This window comes from Streptomyces sp. TBY4 (genome assembly GCF_024213195.1).
Classification (GTDB): Bacteria; Actinomycetota; Actinomycetes; order Streptomycetales; family Streptomycetaceae; genus Streptomyces.
In genome coordinates this window covers 1-676 of sequence record NZ_JANAVF010000054.1, presented here as the reverse complement: position 1 = coordinate 676, position 676 = coordinate 1, and the positions used below count along the sequence as shown (strand labels likewise).

The window sequence follows — 676 nt, the reverse complement described above, 5'->3', positions numbered from 1 at the left end:
GGCCGAGGCGGCGATGCTCCATCTGCCGGGCTGGGCAGAGAAACTGACCCCGCACGTGCTGCGGCACTTCTGCGCGTCCGAGCTCTACCTGAACGGCATGGACCTGATCGCGATCCAGGAGGTCTTGGGCCATTCCTGGATCGCGACAACGATGCGATATATCCACGTGCACCGCACGCGGGTCGAGGACGCCTGGGTCGCCGGGCAGGAGCGAGCCGCACAGCGGCTGGGAGGACTGGTCCGATGAGGTGGAATCTTCGGATGACCGCGGCGAGCAAAGGCATCTGGAAGGCATCTGACCTGCAACGGAGCCTGGCCGAGCACGGCCTGGTGATCTCTGCGGGCAAGATGTCCGGGCTCTGGTCCGGCCAGCCGATCTCCCTCAAACTCGACGACCTGGACGTCATCTGCGTCGTGCTGGGCTGCGACATCGGAGACCTGCTGATCCCCCAGCCGGAGACGGTCAGCCGTCCCGGCCAGGACACGCACCAACAAGCTGCGGTCGGCTCATCGCCGTCTGCCGTGGTGCCCAAACGCCGCGACGGCCGCTCACTGCCGCCAGCCTGACGAAAGATCTCCAAGTGGCACGAATACGGGCCGACAAGCCCGCAGCCTCATGCACCGGATGCTTCGCCTGGGGCCAACTGCCCGGACGGTTCTGTCGCGGCTGCTACAC

At 66.4% G+C, this 676-nt stretch carries 2 protein-coding genes; both read left to right on the top strand.

Translation table 11 applies throughout. From position 1 onward, the window contains the following. Positions 1-247, top strand: a 247-nt coding sequence (locus tag NLX94_RS38725; protein WP_254387996.1) for a tyrosine-type recombinase/integrase, incomplete at its 5' end; no start/stop codon positions are given. Then, positions 244-567, top strand: coding sequence for a helix-turn-helix transcriptional regulator (locus NLX94_RS38720; protein ID WP_254387995.1), 324 nt, complete (start codon positions 244-246; stop codon positions 565-567). The genes NLX94_RS38725 and NLX94_RS38720, both read left to right, overlap by 4 nt. Positions 568-676: the final 109 nt, after the last annotated feature.

Coding starts and splice junctions, on each gene's coding strand:
- NLX94_RS38720 (WP_254387995.1), top strand. CDS start 244: ATGAGGTGGAATCTTCGGATGACCGCGGCGAGCAAAGGCATCTGGAAG.